Annotated in this window: 11 protein-coding genes; 6 read left to right on the top strand and 5 right to left on the bottom strand. The window is 64.1% G+C overall.

Annotated features, from left to right (window positions below):
- Positions 1–2 precede the first annotated feature (2 nt).
- The 3 genes from nuoN to CEY09_RS06120 all read left to right on the top strand — a co-directional run bounded on the left by nuoN (position 3) and on the right by CEY09_RS06120 (position 4,406).
- A complete protein-coding gene (gene nuoN / locus CEY09_RS06110) occupies positions 3–1,487 on the top strand; it encodes an NADH-quinone oxidoreductase subunit NuoN (protein WP_035212774.1) in 1,485 nt (494 codons plus the stop codon).
- A gap of 13 nt (positions 1,488–1,500) precedes the next feature.
- The gene (locus CEY09_RS06115) at positions 1,501–1,830 is read left to right on the top strand and encodes a DUF2818 family protein (RefSeq protein ID WP_006223763.1); all 330 of its coding nucleotides are present in this window, start codon (positions 1,501–1,503) and stop codon (positions 1,828–1,830) included.
- 326 nt (positions 1,831–2,156) lie between these two features.
- Complete coding sequence (locus CEY09_RS06120; RefSeq protein ID WP_088587947.1) at positions 2,157–4,406, top strand: TonB-dependent receptor; 2,250 nt, start codon at positions 2,157–2,159, stop codon at positions 4,404–4,406.
- Positions 4,407–4,477: 71 nt separating this feature from the next.
- Here CEY09_RS06120 and serB read toward each other — a convergent pair whose 3' ends face one another.
- Positions 4,478–5,335, bottom strand: coding sequence for a phosphoserine phosphatase SerB (serB, locus tag CEY09_RS06125; protein ID WP_088587948.1), 858 nt, complete (start codon positions 5,333–5,335; stop codon positions 4,478–4,480).
- Between the two features lie 23 nt (positions 5,336–5,358).
- On the bottom strand, positions 5,359–8,823 hold the full coding sequence (gene mfd / locus CEY09_RS06130; protein ID WP_088588056.1) for a transcription-repair coupling factor: 3,465 nt from the start codon (positions 8,821–8,823) through the stop codon (positions 5,359–5,361).
- Between the two features lie 47 nt (positions 8,824–8,870).
- Here mfd and ispD point away from each other — a divergent pair, with 47 nt between their 5' ends.
- The 3 genes from ispD to CEY09_RS06145 all read left to right on the top strand — a co-directional run bounded on the left by ispD (position 8,871) and on the right by CEY09_RS06145 (position 12,341).
- The gene (gene ispD, locus CEY09_RS06135; protein ID WP_006223767.1) at positions 8,871–9,554 is read left to right on the top strand and encodes a 2-C-methyl-D-erythritol 4-phosphate cytidylyltransferase; all 684 of its coding nucleotides are present in this window, start codon (positions 8,871–8,873) and stop codon (positions 9,552–9,554) included.
- Positions 9,551–10,036, top strand: a complete 486-nt coding sequence (gene ispF, locus CEY09_RS06140) for a 2-C-methyl-D-erythritol 2,4-cyclodiphosphate synthase (RefSeq protein WP_006223768.1) — start codon at positions 9,551–9,553, stop codon at positions 10,034–10,036. The genes ispD and ispF overlap by 4 nt, the downstream gene beginning before the upstream one ends.
- Before the next feature lie 139 nt (positions 10,037–10,175).
- Positions 10,176–12,341, top strand: coding sequence for a DUF4344 domain-containing metallopeptidase (locus CEY09_RS06145; protein WP_234818234.1), 2,166 nt, complete (start codon positions 10,176–10,178; stop codon positions 12,339–12,341).
- A 154-nt stretch (positions 12,342–12,495) separates the two neighbouring features.
- On the opposite strand, the gene CEY09_RS06150 is transcribed toward CEY09_RS06145, so the two are convergent.
- The 3 genes from CEY09_RS06150 to risS all read right to left on the bottom strand — a co-directional run bounded on the left by CEY09_RS06150 (position 12,496) and on the right by risS (position 15,091).
- The gene (locus tag CEY09_RS06150; RefSeq protein WP_006223770.1) at positions 12,496–13,014 is read right to left on the bottom strand and encodes a carboxymuconolactone decarboxylase family protein; all 519 of its coding nucleotides are present in this window, start codon (positions 13,012–13,014) and stop codon (positions 12,496–12,498) included.
- Positions 13,015–13,088: 74 nt separating this feature from the next.
- Positions 13,089–13,637, bottom strand: coding sequence for a peroxiredoxin (locus tag CEY09_RS06155; RefSeq protein ID WP_006217982.1), 549 nt, complete (start codon positions 13,635–13,637; stop codon positions 13,089–13,091).
- A gap of 59 nt (positions 13,638–13,696) precedes the next feature.
- Positions 13,697–15,091: a sensor histidine kinase RisS gene (gene risS / locus CEY09_RS06160; RefSeq protein ID WP_167390022.1), complete on the bottom strand. Its 1,395-nt coding sequence runs from the start codon at positions 15,089–15,091 to the stop codon at positions 13,697–13,699.
- Positions 15,092–15,102: the final 11 nt, after the last annotated feature.

Here is a 15,102-nt window from a genome sequence, read left to right on the forward strand (position 1 = left end):
CAATGATGCAATCCCAAATCGATTTCGCCCTGGCGACACCGGAAATCCTTCTGCTGGTTTTCGGCCTGGCTATCCTGCTCGTCGACGCGGTCAGCAATCACCCTGAGCGCAAGCCGACGTTCCTGCTGACCCTGCTGGCCTTGGGCGTGCTGACCGTTGTGTCGGCCGTGCAATGGAAGAACGGCGTTTCGGGCGCAACGTTCCACGGGCTGTACGTCACTGACGAACTGTCGCACCTGCTGAAGATCGCGTCCTACATCGCCGTGGGCGCCACGCTGGTCTACGGCCGCGTGTATGCGCAGGTCCGCGACATGCTCAAGGGCGGTGAGCTCTATGTCCTGACGCTCTTCGCGCTGCTGGGCCAGATGGTCATGATCTCCTCCGGGAACCTGATCTCGATCTACCTCGGCCTGGAACTGATGTCGCTGGCGCTGTACGCGCTGATCGCCCTGCGTCGCGACGACGTCGTGGCCACCGAAGCCGCCATGAAGTACTTCGTGCTGGGCGCGCTGGCCTCGGGTTTCCTGCTGTACGGCATGTCGATGGTCTACGGCTCCACGGGTCACCTGGACCTGGCTGAAATCTCCAAGGTCATCGCCGCCGGCAAGGCCGAAAAGATGGCGCTGGTGTTCGGCATCGTGTTCCTGGTGTCGGGCCTGGCATTCAAGCTGGGTGCGGTTCCGTTCCACATGTGGGTGCCGGACGTCTACCAGGGTTCGCCGACCGCGGTCACGCTGATCCTGGGCGGCGCGCCCAAGCTGGCGGCCTTCGCCATCACGCTGCGCCTGCTGGTGGACGGCCTGCATGGCCTGGCCGCCGACTGGCAGCCGATGCTGATGATCCTGGCCGTGCTGTCGCTGGCCATCGGCAACCTGACCGCCATTGCGCAGACCAACTTCAAGCGCATGTTGGCGTACTCGACCATCTCGCACATGGGCTTCGTGCTGCTGGGCCTGATGTCGGGTTCCGTCGCCGGCAAGCCGGAACTGTCGTCCGCCGCCTACGGCGCGTCGCTGTTCTACATGCTGACCTACGTCCTGACCACGCTGGCCAGCTTCGGCATCGTGCTGCTGCTGTCGCGTCAGGGCTTTGAATGCGAGCAGATCGACGACCTGAAGGGCCTGAATCGCCGTAGCCCGTGGCACGCCGCCATCGTGCTGCTGCTGATGTTCTCGCTGGCCGGCATTCCGCCGCTGGTGGGCTTCTACGCCAAGCTGGCCGTGCTGCAAGCGCTGATCAGCGCCGGCCACGTGACGCTGGCCGTGATCGCGGTGCTGTTCTCGCTGATCGGCGCGTTCTACTACCTGCGTGTCGTCAAGGTCGTGTACTTCGACGAGCCGGCGGCCAACGCTGCACCGATCGCGGCCACCTGCAGCCAACGTGGCCTGCTGTCGATCAACGGCGCCATGATGCTGGTGCTGGGCCTGCTGCCGGGCGGCCTGATGGCGCTGTGCGTCCAGGCCATCCGTTCGTCGCTGAGCCTGTAAGCGGATACCAGCCATGAACCAGACGCTGGCGGTATGGCTGTTGATTGCGCTGGCTTTGGTCAGCGCGAACCTCCCGTTCCTGACGGAGCGGGTGTTCGCCGTCCTGCCCTGGAAGCAGGGCGGGGAAGCCGCGGTCAAGCCGTTCTGGCTGCGTCTGCTTGAAGTGCTGGTGTTCTACGCCATTGTCGGCGCGCTGGGGTTTGCGTTCGAATCCACCTTGGGCAACCGCTTTGCCCAAACCTGGGAGTTCTACGCAATTACCCTGAGCTTGTTCCTGGTGCTGGCCTATCCGGGCTTCGTGTACCGCTACTTGTTCAAACGGCATCCTCGTTTGCGCACCTGAAGGCCCGCCAAGCCACCAAACGCCCCGTCAGGGGCGTTTTTCTTTTGGGTCGGTGAAATGCGCTTGATCGCGGCCAAAAACGCTTGGCGGCGTTTCCAGGCATGCCTCTAGCGGTACCGGATCTGGTCCTTCGTATTGTGAGATCCGTCACCGTTAAGTTCCGTTATAAAGCGCGATTAATAACGAACGTGCATCCATAAGTGTTGTTTTTTCATCTTTAGCATGAGGGAAGTGCTTTCATTCAGGTTTCATTCAGTAGTCAGGATCAAAATCGCAACCGGTAAAAAAACAAGAATCGTTGCTATTCATATTCTGGAGAAGCTGGTTTGAAGCCCCAAGATTCGTATTCGCTGAATACGCTCACTACCTCGCTGGCCGCCGCGATTGCCGCGCCTGCCCTGTTCATCAGTCCCTACGCCGCCGCGCAATCTGCGGATTCGGGCGTGACGCAGCTTGCCCCGGTGCGGGTGGAAGGCGAAGGGTCTTCCTACCAGACCAGCACGGTGCCGTCGCCAAAGATGACGGCGCCCCTGCTGGACACGCCGCGTACCGTGCAGGTCGTGCCCAAGCAAGTGATCCAGGACCAGGCGGCGTCCACATTGCAAGACGTGCTGCGCAATTCGCCCGGTATCACGTTCGGTGCGGGCGAGGGCGGCCGCCCGGGCGGCGACCTGCCGATCATCCGTGGCCAGAATGCCGCCGGCAGCCTGTTCCTGGACGGCATCCGTGACTCCAGCACCCAGGTGCGCGACACCTTCAACCTGGAACAGGTGGAAGTGATCAAGGGCCCGGACTCGGTGTATTCCGGCCGCGGCGGCGCCGGCGGCAGCATCAACATGGTCAGCAAGGCCCCCAAGGCGACGGACTTCACTGAAGCCACGGCCCAGATCGGCACGGACAACAACTACCGCGCCACGATCGACAGCAACTGGCGCCTGGCCGACAAGGCAGCGTTCCGCCTGAACGTGATGGGCAACAAGGGCGATGTGCCGGGCCGCGACGATGCCGTCAATTTCGAGCGCTGGGGCGTGGCGCCGTCGCTGATGCTGGGCGTTGGCACGCCGACCCGCATCACGTTGAGCTACTACCACTACCAAGACGACAGCATGCCGGATTACTCCATTCCGTATGACCCGAAGACGGGCCAGCCGGTGACGGAGACGATGGGCGTGAGCCGCAAGACGTTCTATGGCCTGAAAGGCCGGGACTTCATGAGCACGCGCGACGATGTCGCGACCGTCGATTTCCAGCATGATTTCTCGGACAAGCTGCAGCTGCGCAACGTGACCCGCTATGGCCGCGGCACGACCGATTTCGCGGCCACCAACCCGGACGACAGCCGCGGCAACGTGCCCAACGGCCTGGTCTACCGCGCGTTGAAGTCGGGCTACTACGTCACCAAGAGCTTTGCCAACCAGACGGACCTGACGGGTGAATTCGACACCGGCAGCCTGAAGCACACGTTCGACCTGGGCTTTGAATACAGCAACATCAAGCAGGACAAGGACAGCTATACCGAGAAGGGTGTTCCGGCGGGTGGCAGCAACTGCGTTTCCAGCTCGGCCAGCGTTATCCCGCCTGTCTATGCCAATCCCGCTCTTTGCGCATCGCTGTGGGATCCCGATCCCGGCACCTCGTATCCGGGGAGCCTGCAACGCAACAACAACCCCGCTCGCTACAATACCGACACTGTCGCGTTTTACGGGTTCGACACGATTAAGTTCAACGAGCAGTGGCAATCCAGCCTGGGAGTGCGTTGGGACAACTACCGCACCAGCGCGACGAACCTGACGGGGGGAACCAGCGCGAACCGCGAGGACAATCTCTTCAACTATCAAGTCGGTTTGGCTTACAAGCCGTTGCCCAACGGCACCATTTACGCTACTTACGGCACGTCTTCCACTCCATCCGCTGTTGCCGGCAGCGCGATTAACGACGCTATCACCACCACTAACGCATCGCTGGAACCGGAAAAGAGCCGCACGGTGGAAGTGGGCACGAAGTGGCAGGTGTTCGACGACCGCCTCACCCTGTCGGCAGCGGCGTTCCACGACATTCGCAAGAACACGAGCGTAGCCGTGTCCGCCACGGAAGTGGCGCAAGTTGGCGAGGCCAAGGTGCGCGGCATCGAACTGGGCTTCTCGGGCAACATCACGCCCAAGTGGAACGTGTTCGGCGGCTACACCTTCATGGACAGCGAAGTGACCAAGGGCGCCTACAACAGCGGCGCCGTGGGCCAGGACCTGCCCAACACGCCGCGCAACGCCTTCAGCCTGTGGACGACCTACAAGGTCCTGCCCAAGCTGACGGTTGGCGGCGGCGCTTACTACGTGGACAAGCAGTTTGGCAATGCGGACGCCTCGAGCAACGCCGACGGCACGCCCAAGGCGCGCTGGGTCCCGTCGTACTGGCGCTTCGACGCCATGGCCGGCTACGAATTCAACGAGCACTTCTCGGCGCAGTTGAACGTGCTGAACCTGTTCGACGAAACCTACTACACCAAGGCCTACGCGGCGCACTATGCCGCACTGGGCACGGGCCGCGCGGCATTGCTGTCGCTGAAGGTCCGCTACTGATCCGCCTTCCGCAACGAGAAAAGCCACCGCAAGGTGGCTTTTTTCATGGTGACGATACCGTCTGTGGCCGATCAGCCTTCAAACCAGTTCAGCACGCCGTCCAGGCCCGTCACGTTCAATGCGTAGCGGGTCTGCTCGCGCACCAGCGGCTTGGCGTGGTAGGCAACCGGAAAGCCCGCGGCGCCCAGCATCAGAAGGTCGTTGGCGCCGTCGCCCATCGCGATGATCTGCTCTTTCGTGGCGCCATGCGTGCGGGCGAACTCGCGCAGGTAGACGGCCTTGGCGGAGGCGTCGAGAATGTCGCCCACGACCTGGCCGGTCAGCAGGCCGTTGTCGATTTCCAGTGTGTTGGCGTGCGCGCTGTCGAGCTTTAGCCGTTCGCGAAGGCGGTCGGTGAAGAAGGTGAAGCCGCCGGAGACCAGCAGGACCTTGATGCCTGCGGCCTGAGCGGTACTGATCAGGCGTTCCGCGCCCGGGTTCAGCCGCAGCTTTTCCACGTAGACCTGTTCCAGCGCTTCGGCCGGCACGCCTTTGAGCAGCGCGACCCGGCGGCGCAGGCTTTCCGCGAAGTCTTTGATCTCGCCGCGCATGGCGGCTTCGGTGATCTCGGACACTTTGTCTTTCACGCCCACCACGCCCGCGATCTCGTCGATGCACTCGATGTTGATCAGCGTGGAATCCATGTCCATCGCCAGCACCTTGCATTGCGACAACTTGAGGCCCGCAGGCAGGAAGGCCACGTCCACGCCGTTGCGCTCGGCCCAGGCGACAACTTCCGCGCGGGTCAGGGCGTCGTGCTGCACGTCCAGCAGGCGGGCGGCGGTGTTGCTGATGCGCGCCACGCCCTGGGCTTGCGCCAGGGCGGCCAGCTGTTCCGCGTGTTCGATGGTCAGGCCGGGAGATTGGACGACAAGGTGATGGGTAGTCATAAAGTTGCGAAGGTTGGCGGGGTTCACTTCAAGGCACGCAGCACGACGCGCACGGCGTCGGCGCGGGCGGCGATCTGCGCGGCCTTGATCTCAATCCGCAATTTATCCTGTCCTGCCAGTTTGATGTTGCGTTGGCGTTGCACAAGTTCAATGATCCGGCCCGGATCAACGGTGGTCTTGGGGCCGAATTGCAGCAAGGCCTGCGTTTCGCTGGCGTCGATCTTGACGATGCCCAGCGGTTGCGCGGCCAGGCGCAGGCGGTGCGTGGTCAGCAGCGTCTGCGCGGCTTCGGGCAGTTTGCCGAAGCGGTCGATCAGTTCTTCCTGGATGTGGATGAGATCGTCTTCGTCGGCGGCGTGGGCCAGGCGCTTGTAGATGCCCAGGCGCGCATGCACGTCGGCGCAGTAGTCCGAAGGCAGCAGCGCGGGCGCATGCAGGTTGACTTCGCAGGCCAGGTTGAAAGGCGCGTCCAGGTCGGGTTCTTCGCCCGCGCGCAAGGCGCGGACGGCTTCGTTGAGCATCTCGTTGTACATCGAGAAACCCACTTCCTGGATGTTGCCCGATTGCGAATCGCCCAGCACTTCGCCCGTGCCCCGGATTTCCAGGTCGTGCATGGCCAGGTAGAAGCCGGAGCCCAGTTCCTCCATGGCCTGGATCGCTTCCAGGCGCTTCTTGGCGTTGGTCGTGATGGCATCTTCGCCAGGCGTCAGCAGGTAGGCGTAAGCCTGATGGTGCGAACGCCCCACGCGGCCGCGCAGCTGGTGCAGCTGGGCCAGCCCGAAGCGGTCGGCGCGGTGGATGACGATGGTGTTGGCGCTGGGCACGTCGATGCCCGTCTCGATGATAGTCGTGCACAGCAGCACGTTGTAGCGCTGCTGGTAGAAGCCTTTCATTACCTGTTCCAGCTCGCGCTCGGGCATCTGGCCGTGGGCGACCGCGATGCGGGCCTCGGGTACCAGCTCTTCCAGGCGCGCGCGGCGGTTGTGGATGGTCTCGACTTCGTTGTGCAGGAAGTAGCACTGGCCGCCGCGCTTGAGTTCGCGCAACAGGGCCTCGCGCAGCGTGCTGCCGTCTTCGCGCCGCACGAAGGTCTTGATCGCCAGGCGCTTCTGCGGCGCGGTGGCGATGACGGAGAAGTCGCGGATGCCTTCGAGCGACATGCCGAGCGTGCGCGGGATCGGCGTGGCGGTCAGCGTCAGCACGTCGACTTCGGCGCGCAGCGCCTTTAGCGCTTCCTTCTGGCGCACGCCGAATCGGTGCTCTTCGTCGATGATGACCAATCCCAGACGTTTGAATTTCACATCTTTGGACAGGATCTTGTGCGTGCCGATGACGATGTCGACCCGGCCGTCGTTGATGCCTTCGATGGCGGCCGCCACTTCCTTGGCCGACCGGAAGCGCGACAACTCCACCACGCGCACCGGCCAGTCCGCGAAGCGGTCCGAGAAGGTCTGGGCGTGCTGTTCGGCCAGCAGGGTGGTGGGGCACAGCAGGGCAACTTGCTTGCCGTTGGCCACCGCCAGGAAGGCCGCGCGCAGCGCAACTTCGGTCTTGCCGAAACCCACGTCGCCGCAGACCAGCCGGTCCATGGGGCGGCCAGAGGTCATGTCTGCCAGGACGGCTTCGATGGCGGCGGCCTGGTCGGCCGTCTCTTCGAAGCCGAAGCCTTCGGCAAACGCCTGGTAGTCGTTCAGCGGCAGGTTGAAGGCGAAGCCTTCACGCGCGGCGCGCTGCGCATACAGCGCCAGGAGCTCGGCCGCGGTGTCGCGCACCTGTTTCGCGGCCTTGCGGCGCGCCTTGTCCCATTGGCCGGAGCCCAGCTGGTGCAGCGGCGCGGCTTCCGGGTCGGCGCCGCTGTAGCGGGCGATCACGTGCAGCTGCGAGACGGGCACGTACAGGGTGCTGCCGTTGGCGTATTCAAGATGGAGGAATTCCATCTCGCCTTCGCCCATGTCCATGTTGACCAGGCCGTGGTAGCGGCCGATGCCGTGCTGCGCATGGACGACGGGGTCGCCGGCGCGCAATTCGGACAGGTCCCGCACCATGGCTTCGACGTTGCTGGCGCGTTCCTGGTCGCGCTTGCCGCGGCGGCCGGTGTTGGCCAGGCCGGGGTACAGGTCGTTTTCGGTCAGGAAGGCCAGATTGGCCTGCGGCAGTCCGAAGCCGGTGGCAAGGGGCGCGGCGACGATGCCGAAATTCGCGTCGGAAGCCAGGAAGGCTTCGATGGTGTCCGGTTGCGCGTCAGGCGTGACGCCGAACTCGTTCAACATCTGCACCAGAGTCTCGCGCCGGCCGGCGGAGTCCGCGCACAGCAGCACGCGGGTCTGGCGCGTTTGCACCAGCGCGCGCAGTTTGGCGATCGGATCGTCGGAACGGCGCGCCACGCTGACGTCGGGCACCGCGCGGAAGTCAGGATGCGGCTCGCCGGCGGTCAGCGACAGGCGGCGGAACTCCTTCAGGCGGGTGTAGAGCGTTTCGCTGTCCAGAAACAGCGCGGACGGTGGCAGCACCGGGCGTTCGCGGTCGCTTTTCAGGAAGCCGTAGCGGCTGGACGTGTCGTGATTGAAACGCTGGATCGCGTCGTCGATATCGCCGACCGTGACGGTGACGGTCCCGGCCGTCAGGTAATCGAAGAGCGTCGCCGTTTCCTCGAAGAAGAGCGGCAGGTAGTACTCGACGCCGGCAAACGGGATGCCGTTGCCGATGTCCTTGTAGGGCAGGGCGCGGGACGGGTCACCTTCGAATATTTCACGAAAGCGCGCGCGGAACCGGGTGCGCGAATCCTCGTCCATCGGGAATTCGCGGCCGGGCAGCAGCTGGACCTCGCGCACCGGGTACAGGCTGCGCTGCGTGTCCACGTCGAAACTGCGGATGGTTTCGATCTCGTCATCGAACAGGTCCAGCCGGTAAGGCACCGCCGACCCCATGGGGAACAAGTCGATCAGCCCGCCGCGCAGGCAGAATTCGCCCGGCGCCGTCACCTGGGTGACGTGGTTGTAGTTGGCCAGCGTCAGTTGCGCGCGCAGGGCGGCCTCGTTCAGCTTGTCTTTCTGCTTGAACGAGAACGTGTAGGCCGCCAGGAACGACGGAGGCGCCAGCCGGTACAGCGCGGTCGTGATCGGCACCGTCAGCACGTCCACCGTCTTCATCATCAGCGAGTGCAGCGTGTGCAGGCGCTGGGAAATCAGGTCCTGGTGTGGCGAAAACGCGTCATAAGGCAACGTTTCCCAGTCGGGCAGCTGGCGCACGCGCAGATCCGGGGCGAACAGCTGGATCTCTTCCGCCAGGCGCTGTGCCTCCAGCGGCTCGGCCGTCAGGATGACCAGCGGCGCGGCCGCCTGCCGTGCCAGGTCCGCCAGCAGCCAGGCGTCTCCCGAGCCCGGAGGGCGGGGCTGCGCGTAGCGCGCGCCGGGTTTCAGCGCGGACAGGGTAGGGGCGGTCGCCGGGACGGGCGGCGCGGCGGTGGCGGGGGAAGTGGGGGTGGGCATCAGGGTGGAAGCAGGCATCAAGCGGAAGATTATAAAATCACCGCACCATGTCTGACTCAATCATTGCGATCGTTCCCGCCGCGGGTGTCGGCGCCCGCGCCAGCCAGCCTGGCGCGCAGGCCGTGCCCAAACAGTATCGTCCATTGGCCGGACAGCCCATGCTGCGCCACGCGGTGCGCGCGCTGCTGGCCGACGACCGGGTGTCCCAGGTGCGCGTAGCCGTGACGCCGGGCGACGGGTGGGTGGATGCGGCCCTGGCCGGCCTGCCCCGGACGGTGTGGCGGGCCTGTGGCGGCACGACACGGGCCGATACCGTCGCCGGCGCGCTGGCGGACAGCGGCGTGGCCGACGATGCCTGGGTGCTGGTCCATGACGCCGCCCGTCCCGGCCTGCCAGAGGCCGCGCTGCGACGCTTGATCGACGCCTGCCTGGCCGACCCGGTGGGCGGCCTGCTGGCGTTGCCCGTGGCCGACACGGTCAAGGGCGGACACGAGCGGGTGGAGCGCACCCTGGACCGCAATGGATTGTGGTTGGCGCAGACGCCGCAGATGTTTCGGGCTGGCGTGCTGCGCGATGCGCTGACGGCGGCCTCCGTGAATGGCGTGACCGTCACCGACGAGGCGTCGGCCCTCGAGGCCGCCGGGTACGCGCCGTTGCTGGTCCCGGGCGCCTTGCGCAACTTCAAGGTGACGTGGCCGGATGATTTCGAACTGATGGAAAAATGGCTATGAGCATTCCTTTTCGCGTCGGGCAGGGCTTTGACGTGCACGCGCTGGTCGAAGGCCGCCCGCTGATCATCGGCGGGGTCACGATCCCGCACACGCATGGCCTGCTGGGGCATTCCGATGCGGACGTGCTGCTGCACGCGATCACCGATGCGCTTCTGGGCGCCGCTGGCCTGGGCGACATCGGCCGGCACTTTCCCGACACGGACCCCGCGTTCAAGGGCGCGGACAGCCGCGTGCTGCTGCGCGAGGCAATGGCGCGGGTACGCCGCGCGGGATGGGTGCCGGTAAACATAGACGCCACCCTGCATGCACAAGCCCCCAAGATCGGCCCGCATGCGCCTGCCATGGTGACGAACATCGCTGCTGACCTCGGCCTGGCAGAGACCGAGATCAACATCAAGGCCAAGACGAATGAAGGCTTGGGCTATCTGGGCCGTAAAGAAGGTATCGCGGCCACTGTCGTTGCCTTGCTGGCCCGCGCGTAAACCTGACGATGTTCCATCGTAAATGCAATGAAATTCCATTGCATTTACTTTGCTATACATCTTTAACAAATGAATAAGCGGGTCAAATTGATCTGGAATATTCTGCGCTACCTCAATCTGCCTACATAGAGAATTTCAGATGCGTTTACGTGGCGTCGCGCTGTTTTCGGTCCTCGTTGCATTGGGTTCGCCCGCACACGCTGCGTTTGAACAACAACTGGGGCCCCTGGCAGGCGTCGTCGGACAGCAGATGATCCAGGGCTGGACCGCCGCCGTGCAGGATGGCTGGTTCACGTTGCGCAATGTGGCGACGCCCGGCAGTGAACAAACGCTTTACCTTCCGGTCGGACCGGCCCCCGAACAGGGGCGCGTGACCGATGTGAATGTGGTCGTCAATTCGCAGAATCCGAAGGCCTCCATTGGCGTGGCGCTGAGCAATCCCGCGAAGAAGGGCTTGTGCCTGATCGAGATCACGGCCGACAAGAAAACCATCCTGTTCTGTCTTGAAGGCCAGAACCGTCGCGATATCGCCACGGTTCCCAACCTGGCCAAGCTGGATGGCTCGGACCGCATCAAGGTGGTCGAGTTGCCGGGCGCAGCCCGGTTCATCGTGAACGGCAAGATCATCGGCGATGTGACCGATTCTTCCGCCGTGGGCGGTGACATCGGCATCATGGCTTATGACGTGGGCACGTTCGGTATTGCGGACTTTTCGATCAATACCGACCTGGCGCCCCGGCAGGGCGCCCCTGCGCAACAAGGCGGCGGCTTGCCCCCGCGCAGCGGCGCTGGCGCGCCGGCGCCACAACCTGCCGGCTTGCCTCCGCGTGGGGGTGGCGCGGGTGGCGGCGCCAGCGCGCCGCAGGGCACGCAACCGCCTGTCGCGGCCCCGGCTCCCAACAATTCGGGCGGTTCCGGCTTGGCCGGCGCCGGTCCGTATCCGCGTTTTGGCGGCGACACCATGCGTATCGTGTCGGTGTATGTCGGCATCATGCGCAGCATTTTCATGCATGAGTTCGGCCATGCATTGATCGGCGAACTGGAATTGCCGTCCACGGGCGCGGAAGAAGATGCGGTGGATATCTACGCCGCCTTGCAGATTGTCGAGCCGACGATGTACCCGTCGGCCGACGAAGACTCGAACACCATGGCGCGTGACGCCGCGACCTACGCCGCCTTGCAGTGGTATTACAGCGGCAAGCTGGCGGAAAAGCGCGGGGCGTCCGAATCGTCGGCTTGGCAGGACGAGCACACGGGCGACCTCAAGCGCTTTCGCAACATGCTGTGCATCATGTATGGCGGCAATCCGGCCGTGTTCGAATCGGTCGCCAAACACGTAGGCCTGGAAGACCGGACCAAGGCGCGTTGCGCCGACGAATTCAACAAGCAGAACCGCGCCTGGCGCAAGATCCTGGCGCCGCACACCCGTGTCGGCACCTGGTCGCCCGACGGCCAGCAGCCCGCCAACGCGCCCGGTGCGCCGGTCAACGTGGTGTTCGAGCCGTCCAAGCGCAAGATCGGCAACCTGTTCGCCACAGCCCTGTCGGACGCGATTTCGGCCAACATCAAGCTGCTTGGGCAGACCTATGTGCTGCCCCGCCCGGTAAACGTGGTGTTCAAAGACTGCGACACGCTCAACGCGTGGTACAGCCCGCGCGAAGGCTCGATCACCATGTGCTATGAGCTGATCGAGAACATTGCGGTGATGATCTCCGACATCGAAATGGGCACAGTGGGCGGTGAAGTCGTGGCCACAGGCGGCGGCAAGGCGCCGTCTCAACAGCCGCAGCAGCAGCCCCAACAACAGCCCCGGCCATCACCGCCGGGGCAGGGGATGCCGCCGAGCGCCATCGACGAACTCAAGGATATGGGCGTGCCTGCCACGTTCCTGCTGTTCCCCTCACCGTATAAGGGTCCGACGCCGAACCAGATCAATCGGGCCAAGCTGATCACGACAGGCGACCTGGTTGGCATGATCAAGAACGACAGCAATCTGCTGATCGTCGACACCAGCGGGCTGCGCGATACGCTGCCCATCGGTTATCCCCTGGCCGATGCGGGCTCGGATGGCAGTGTCACGGACCAGTTGCAAAGCGCCCTGGATGCCTGGCTGCTGAAAAAGGCGAACAACAATCGCCGTGCGGCGGTCGTGTTCGTGGGCGCCAGCATGAACGACCGCTCGTCGTACAACGCGGCGTTGCGCGCCGGGTCGCTCGGCTGGACCGCCTATTGGTACCGCGGCGGCGTCGAAGCCTGGGTGGCCAACGGTTTGCCCACCACCGCCGACATGGCGAAGAAGAACTAAACGTTTCGGGCGCGGCCTGGCGCCGCCCCAAAGAAAAAACCCGCCTGCTTGCACAGGTGGGTTTTTTTTGCCGCCGGGCCGCCCCAAGGCAAAAAGCGCCCCCTTGGGGGGGGGCAGCAAGCACGCGAAGCGTGTGCGGCGTGGGGGCGCTTACTTACTTGCCTTGGGCGGCCAGGGCCAGCGCGGCGGCGTTCACCACGGCGGCGATACGGCCGGCGTCGCGCAGCTGTTCCGTGGACAGGCCATCGTTCTTCAGGTTTTCATAGTGCGAGGCCACGCAGAAATGGCACTTGCCGATGATCGAGGCGACCAGCGCGAACAATTCGAAGCGCTTCTTTTCCACGCCGCCATGGGTGGCGTAGGCGTTCATGCGCAACTGGGCCGGCAGGCTCTTCAGGTTGGCGTCGCCCGTCATTTCGACATAGGGATACCAGGTGTTGTTCATGCCCATGAGCGCCGAGGCGGTCAAAGCAGCATTGGCGTCGCCCTCCGACAGGCCACTCTTGAAGGCTTCCACCAGCACCGGGCTGCGCGCGGCATAAGCGGCGGACAGGGCGGCGCCTACGGCGTCTTCAGGGGCCAGCGTCGAGCGGGCAATCACGGCGTCCAGATTCAGGCGGATGTCCTTGGCCCAATCCGGGAGCTGTTCCTTAATGGTGGTAAGAAATTCCATAGCTTTTACCTATAATCTAGAGCAATTAAAGCCCAGCTCTGGGCCTGCAAGCAGGCCCGTTGCCGGGCTGGAAATTACAGCGTAGCGCCGCCAACCGTACGGTTGCACGGGCACAGCTCGTCGGTTTGCAGACCGTCGAGCAGACGCAGAACTTCTTCCGGGTTACGGCCGACGTTCAGGTTGTTCACCGAAACGTGCTGGATCGTGTTGTCCGGATCAACGATGAACGTGGCGCGCAGAGCAACGCCAGCACCCTTTTCACGGACGCCCAGTTGGTCGATCAGGGCACCGGTGGTGTCGCCGAATTGGTAGTGGCCCAGCTTGTTCAGGTCCGGGTGCTCACGGCGCCATGCCAGCTTGACGAATTCGTTGTCGGTCGAGCCGCCCAGCAGGACGGCGTCGCGGTCTTCGAAATCCTTGGCCAGCTTGTTGAAGCCGACGATTTCGGTCGGGCACACAAACGTGAAGTCTTTCGGGTAGAAGTAGATCACCTTCCACTTGCCGGGGAACGAGCTTTCGGTGATGTCTTCAAACGCCGACACGCCATTTTCTTCGTGCTGGTTGAAGCCGGGCTTGACGCCGGTGACCTTGAAGGGCTCGAGTTTGTCGCCAACAGTTTTCATGTGTACTCCCAGTAGTTGTTGGTGGAAATAAGGCTGTGCCTTAAAGCATAAATTCTACGCTATGGATTATCGTTGTCTAATTGATAATTCCTAAACTTAGCTTTGGGCAACTCTATGCGGGCAGTCAGGCCGCCACCCTCGCGGGGAAGCATCCGCAGCGATCCGCCCACGTGCTTGAGCAGGCGTTCGACGATCGCCAGACCCAATCCCGCGCCGCTGACGCCGGTGCGCGCTGCCTCGCCGCGCGAGAACGGCCGCAACAGGCGATCCACGTCTTCCGGCGCGATGCCGGGGCCGCGGTCCGCCACCTCGATCACGATCATGACGCCCTCAGCTTGCAGTGTCATGACCAAATGAGCCATGCCGTCGCTGGAGCGTCCGTAGCGGCGGGCGTTCTCGATCAGATTGCTGACCACGCGCTTCAAGTCCAGCGCCGTGATCCGGGCGCGCAGCCCCGGTTCCAGGGACGCTTCGAGCTCTCCGCCCAGCGACGCCGTGTGGCTGCGTTCGCGTTCGTAGAGTTCGGCCAGGACCGCCGAGATGTCGGTCGCCAGCTGCGGCAGCGTGCCGGCGGGGCGCGCGTATTCCATCAGCTGGCCGATACTGTGGTCGATCTGGCCCAGGTCTTCGTCGATGGCCTGGCGGGCGTCTTCCGACACGCCGCTCAGCTCGATCTCAAGCCGCATGCGGGCAAGCGGCGTGCGCAGGTCGTGAGAAATCCCCGCCAGCATCAGTTCCCGGTCTGCCTCGGCCTGCCGCAGGTCTTTGGCCATCCGGTTGAACGAGGCATTCAGGTCGCGGATCTCCAGCGGCCCCTGCTCGGGCAGGGCCGCCGGCGTTTCGCCGCGCGACAGGACTTGCGCCGCCCGGGCCAGCCGCGACAGGGGCCGGTTCACGAAGCCCACCGAGACCGCCGCCCCGACAAGGGAAAGCAGCAACGCCGTGGCGCCCCATCCCAGCCATTCGATCCCGCCCGTCAGCCCGATCTGTTCTCGCTCGAACACCAGCCAGTACAGGTCTTTCTCTATCTGGAAGCTGACCCAGAAGCCGGGCACCTGGTTCACGCCCCAGGCAATCTGCGTTTCCGGGCCGAAGCGCGTGCGGATGTGCTGGGCAACGCGTTGCCAGTAGTCGTCGTCGGGGAGGGCTTCGGCAAAGTCGGTGACTTCGCGCGGATAGACCTGGATGCCTTCGTTGGTGGCCAGATCCAGCAGGAGCTTGCTGCGTTCGCCGTTATGCGAGTAGATCAGCGCCGTGCGCGTGATATTGACGGCCGTGATCACCCGCTGCGCCATTTGATTGGCGCGCGGTCCCAGCTCCATGCTGAAGAAGACTTGTAGCCACGCGCCCAGGCTGACGAGCATCAGCGCGGCAAGCAGCAGGAACGTGCGGCCGAACAAGCCGAGCCGCAAACGTGATGTCAGGTTCCTGAAGGTTCGGCGCAAGCGGGGCACGAGGCTGCGCT

This window comes from Achromobacter marplatensis (genome assembly GCF_002209535.1).
Classification (GTDB): Bacteria; Pseudomonadota; Gammaproteobacteria; order Burkholderiales; family Burkholderiaceae_B; genus Achromobacter; species Achromobacter marplatensis.